Source organism: Peribacillus sp. P4_C12 (assembly GCF_056402095.1).
Genome location: NZ_JBFUIB010000251.1, coordinates 1 through 5,494 on the forward strand (window position 1 = coordinate 1; position 5,494 = coordinate 5,494).

The 5,494-nt window shown below is 38.8% G+C and carries 6 protein-coding genes; 2 read left to right on the forward strand and 4 right to left on the reverse strand.

What is annotated here, in order from left to right; genetic code table 11:
- Nucleotides 1-76 precede the first annotated feature (76 nt).
- Nucleotides 77-223 (reverse strand): lmo0937 family membrane protein, encoded by a 147-nt coding sequence (locus AC1DUW_RS20280; RefSeq protein WP_116820598.1) that lies wholly within the window; start codon nt 221-223, stop codon nt 77-79.
- A 287-nt stretch (nt 224-510) separates the two neighbouring features.
- Here AC1DUW_RS20280 and AC1DUW_RS20285 point away from each other — a divergent pair, with 287 nt between their 5' ends.
- Together AC1DUW_RS20285 and AC1DUW_RS20290 are read left to right on the forward strand one after the other, a co-directional pair.
- A complete protein-coding gene (locus AC1DUW_RS20285; protein ID WP_053346473.1) occupies nt 511-840 on the forward strand; it encodes a YckD family protein in 330 nt (109 codons plus the stop codon).
- A gap of 192 nt (nt 841-1,032) precedes the next feature.
- Nucleotides 1,033-3,009, forward strand: coding sequence for a S9 family peptidase (locus tag AC1DUW_RS20290; RefSeq protein ID WP_477643304.1), 1,977 nt, complete (start codon nt 1,033-1,035; stop codon nt 3,007-3,009).
- 40 nt (nt 3,010-3,049) lie between these two features.
- On the opposite strand, the gene AC1DUW_RS20295 is transcribed toward AC1DUW_RS20290, so the two are convergent.
- The 3 genes from AC1DUW_RS20295 to AC1DUW_RS20305 all read right to left on the reverse strand — a co-directional run.
- Complete coding sequence (locus AC1DUW_RS20295; RefSeq protein ID WP_098176392.1) at nt 3,050-3,481, reverse strand: CBS domain-containing protein; 432 nt, start codon at nt 3,479-3,481, stop codon at nt 3,050-3,052.
- Nucleotides 3,482-3,808: 327 nt separating this feature from the next.
- Nucleotides 3,809-4,789 carry an ABC transporter permease gene (locus tag AC1DUW_RS20300; protein ID WP_477643305.1) on the reverse strand — a complete coding sequence of 327 codons (981 nt, stop codon included), beginning with the start codon at nt 4,787-4,789 and terminating at the stop codon, nt 3,809-3,811.
- The coding region (locus AC1DUW_RS20305; protein WP_477643306.1) for an ABC transporter ATP-binding protein at nt 4,782-5,494 on the reverse strand (713 nt) is incomplete at its 5' end. The genes AC1DUW_RS20300 and AC1DUW_RS20305, both read right to left, overlap by 8 nt.

Genomic DNA, 5,494 nt, shown 5'->3' on the forward strand with positions numbered 1-5,494 from the left:
CCTATATGCGAGGGCGCTCTTTGTATTTGAACACTCATAAATGCTATTGCGTATGACCATCGAATCGCAAGTAAATCTACACTCGTCTTCTCCCTTGAAAAACTTTCACAAGTATAAGAATGACCGCTATGATAAGCAATATATGAATAAAGCCCGCGGCCACTTTAAACACTAAACCAAGTACCCATATTAATATTAATGCCCCAATTATCGTCCAAAACATTATAATCTTCCTTTCTTTTCAGTCATACTAATCATCTAACTCCATAAATTTCACTTCCGTGATGAAAAAGTTTCAACCTTAAATTTACATTACCCATTTCTGCCTCTTACAAACCATCTAGCGAATGAACAGAAAAATATTACATATATCTGTTAATGCTGTAAAAGATAAAAAGGTATAAAGTAATTCTTCCTGCAGCTGAGAAACCTATTAGAAGGCACAATAGCAAGTTTTTTAAATAGGTTCCACAGCTTTAATAAGACAGATAACAAAGGAGACGTTTATTCATGAAAAAGTTTTTAGTCATTTGTTTTGCCGTTTGTTCCCTATTCTTGTTAAGTTTGAATCACCCGGCTTCAGCAATGGATACTCAAAAATCTGATAAACCAGAAAGCGTACAATTCACCGATGCCCAAAAGGCAGAACTCGCAAAAATCCAACAACAGATTCTAGCGGACAAAAAGAAATTAATTGAAAAATACGTAGAGTACGGGGCACTTTCTAAGGAAGAAGCCGATAAAATGTTTTCACACTTTGAAAAGCATTATAAAATGATGGAAGAACACAATTTCCAAATTCCGCCGCACCGTCCACATACACAACACAAGTCTAATTAATCAAGGAAACACCCTATTAACAATTTATTTATCCATATATCTTGATCAATCCGTCCTTTTTAAAAAGGTCGGATTTTTTTCAAATCCTTCGTTTCTCAATAAATAATACTTATGAGTAAAATATTTACTAAAGGGTTTATATTTCTCTTTAGCGAAATACATAACTATGAGAAACATGAAAGGGTGAAAAGCATGAACAAAATAGGAATAGCAGCAAAAGACTTATTCCACTTGAAATCAGTGACCGATCCAAAGTTATCACCTGATGGTAGCATGGCGGTTTATRTTCAAACAAGAATTGATGAAAAAACAGAAAAATACGTTTCCAACTTGTATATGTTCAGCTTGATTACGAATGAAACACAGCAATGGACATTTGGAGAAAACCGAGATACATCTCCATGCTGGTCCCCAGACGGAAAGAATATAGCCTTTATATCAGACCGGTCAGGAAAAAAACAAGTCCATTTAATCTCTACCGTTGGCGGGGAATCTCAACAAATAACCCATTTTATCAACGGAGCAACAAATCCGATTTGGTCCCCGTGCTCTACAAAGCTGTTACTTTCAACCGGGTTAAAGGAGGGTGAAGCCCTTTTTACTGTGGAAGAAGAAAAGGACCTGTCCAAAGAAGTTCAGCGCTATGACCAACTTAAGTATAAATGGGATGGCAGAGGCTATTTTGATCAGCTATATCAACAGCTTGTTATAGTAGATATAGAAAAAGACGAAAACATCTTGCTAACAGAAAATAACATCGATTATCGCCCAAATGCCTGGTCTCCTGACGGGAAGCAGATTGCTTACATATGCGAAGAAGCTGAAAAAAGCGATGACGATCTTTTCAGCGATATTTTTATCATGGATCTTGAAACAAAATCTTCAAAGAAAATAACGGGCAGTTCTGGTTTTTTTAAAGACCCGAAGTGGTCTCCAAATGGTCAGTATCTATCCTTCATTGGTCATAACAAAGAGTTTGCCGGGGCTACCTTTTCAAAAATTTGGCTATACTCAATGTTTGATCATACCATACAGTGCCTGACGGAAGGATGGGACGTTCAAATAGGAGATTCTGCAATCGGCGATTTCCAAATCGGAGCAGTAGACCCAGGAATCTTATGGACAAACGATAGCCATGGCTTTTATTTTTTAATAAGCGATTACGGAAATACCGGAGTTTATTATGGATCTATTGAAGGAGCCATGTATCCATCAATCCTTGACCCACAGCATATATACGGTCTAACCATAGATCCTGAAAGTCACCGTGCCATTGTCGCCATCAGTACACCTGTTCATCCCGGTGACCTTTTTGTTTATAACCTTACGAATGGAGAAAAAGCACAAATCAGTTTTGTGAATGATGAATTTTTACAGCATAAATATTTATCACAACCTGAACCTATTTCTTTTCCATCTGTTGATGGGCTTACAATCCACGGCTGGATTATGAGACCGACCGAATTTAAAGACAACCAAAAATATCCACTCATTTTAGAAATCCATGGCGGACCACATATGATGTATGCTAATAGTTACGTTCACGAATTCCAGACCTTGGCTAATGAAGGTTATACTGTCTTATTCACCAACCCACGTGGGAGTGTGGGATACGGTCAGGACTTTGTTAATGCATGTCGAGGAGATTATGGAGGAATGGATTATAAGGACTTAATGGCCGCTGTAGACTATACTCTAGCGACCTATGATTTTATAGACCATGAAAAATTAGGAGTATCCGGCGGCAGTTACGGAGGGTTCATGACAAACTGGATTGTTGGTCATACGAACCGTTTCAAGGCAGCTGTGACTCAGCGCTGCATCAGTAATTGGCTAAGCTTTTATGGCGTAAGCGACATTGGCTATTATTTTACGGAGTGGGAAATTGAGGGTGATATTTTTGACTCGGCGGATAAATTGTGGCAGCACTCACCCTTAAAGTATGTCTCTAATGTGAATACCCCTTTACTTTTACTTCATGGCGAAAAGGATTATCGATGCCCAATTGAACAGAGCGAACAATTTTTTGTTGCTTTAAAACGACAAAAGAAAGAAGCTCAACTCGTTTCCTTTCCAGGAGAAACCCATGAAGTATCGCGAAGCGGTTCTCCAAAGATGCGTCTTCAGCATGTTGAAGAAATCAAAGGATGGTTCAATAAATATTTTTAAAAACAAAACTCTGTTAGCAAAAGCTAACAGAGTTTTGTTTTTAGTGTTGAATTTGATCTCTGTCCTCGGAAATTGAACTTAAAGCATTTCCCGCAATTGAATTTGTCTGATGGTGTACAGCAAGATCACCTAATGCCACAACTCCGACCAGCTTGTCATTTTCAATTATAGGGAGCCTTCTGATTTGTTCATTCCCCATTAAATCCTCTGCTTCTTCTACGGACATATCAGGGGTGCCAGTTACAAGATCCGTGGAAATAACATCGGTTATTCTCGTTGAATTCGGCTTTTTCTCGGCAACACAGCGGATAACGATATCCCTGTCTGTAATGACACCAATTAAATGGTTATTCTCCAATACAGGAATGACTCCAACATCATCATCCCTCATTTTGACTGCTGCTTCATATATATTATCTTCCACAGTGCAACAGTCCACGTCTGTTGTCATAATTTCTCTTAGTGTAGTCATAGAAACCCCTCCATTTAGCAATAGTTGCTTGATTATTGTTGACTATTTAAAAGATATTATTCAAAAACCCAATAGCATTCAATTCACATACTTCCCATAATCCGGTCTAGCCATTTTCATCTTTGGGGGAGCCTACAAAAATAATATTAACAATTTGTATCGGGAGACAATAAATATCATCTTTAACAAGTTTAACTTCTCACTAGAAACTGAAGTCATTGGAAGGAATTTTTCATTCAAATGAAAATCATCCATTTTATAAACTTAAAAGGATACGCTGTAAAAAAAAGTAAAAGACAGCCTTGATTTTTACAAAGCTGTCCTTCCTTAATAAACATCCCTTCGAGTAAATACTGTAAAAGAAACAATCAAAGCAAGCGCCCACCAGACTAAAAGAGTAATGACGGAGGATAATAAGGTCATTCCCTCAATAGGTGGTGCTGTTCCGCTAACATAAGTAGTTAATTTTAAATTTACCATAAAGAAGTACTTCGCCGATTCCCATGACGACACCATATTGTTCAAAATAGCTCCTGATATGAGTGCCGCAAGCATTATGCCCATACCCGCAGGTGTACTTCGAACTAAAACCGATAACATGAAAGAGAGAGTCCCTACAACTACTGCTACCAGCCAGACAAGCCCCATATCCATTAATAGAAATCTCCATTGCTCAACTATTCTAACCTGACTGACATCTACATCGATGCCATTCAATCCAAAACCGGTTATTACAGGGGCTTCCCATCCATGATACCCAAAAACAAGTCCCGATAAAAAATATGACAATAACGCTGTCATAGCCACGATAATAGAAACGGACAATAATAATGTCACATATTTGCTCATTAGTATTTTCCAGCGATTCACTGGTCTTGTAAGCAGAAGTTTAATCGTGCCCTGACTGTTTTCGAAAGAAACCATATCGCTTGCTACAATCATGACCAGCAGTGGGATGAACAAATCAATAGCATTTTCTAAAAACATACGCGTAAATGTCGTGGCCCCTGGTTCTGAAGGGTTAATGTCATGATCTAGGTAATATTGCTGCTGTTTTAAACTTACCTGGAGCTGTTCACGCCACTCATCTAGCATCCTGTTTGATCCTAACCGATTTTGGGTATCAATGATTTGCTGCTGAAGAGCTGCACGCCAATCATCAGTACCTAACTTCTCCTGTTGCTCTTTCACTTGTTTGTATTGCGCATATGTAAACATCAGCACTAAAACACCCACAATGATACCAATGATGACTAACCGTTTCTTTGCCAGAAGCTTCATCATTTCATTTTGGATCAGGTTATTCAATACCAGCACCTCCGCCACCGGTTATTTGTAAAAATAACTCTTCCAATCCCGGAAGCTTACGATTCATTTCATACACCTTTACACCAGCTTCGTTAAGTGCAGCATTCCACTTAGGCGTTTCATGTTCATTAAAAGCTGTAATGATATTGTCCTGATCTACGGTAATTTCCGTAAAACTGCTAAGAATTTCTTTTCCCTTTTCTAAAGGCCACACCCGCCAAATTAACCGCTCTTGAGTGGTTAATAAACTTTCCACCGTATCGGTTTGAATAATCTCTCCACTTTTAATGATGGCCACCCGGTCACATAGGAGCTGGATTTCACTTAATAAGTGGGAAGAAACCAGAACACTCATCCCTTCTTCATCCGCAAGCTTTCTAATGAATTCGCGCATTTCGCGAATTCCAGCAGGATCTAGGCCGTTAGTTGGTTCATCCAATACCAATACCTTTGGACGGTTCAGCATTGCCTGAGCTATCCCTAGACGCTGCCTCATACCTAAGGAATAGGTTTTCACTTTATCGTAAATTCTCGATTGTAGACCTACGAGTTCCACCACCTCATTGATCCTTGACTCATCAACATCAGGTAGCATTCGTGCAAAATGAAGCAAGTTATCCCATCCGTTCAAAAAAGGATATAGCTCTGGATTTTCAACTATACAGCCCAGATGTTGCATCGCTTTCGTGAAGTCCTGGCGCACAT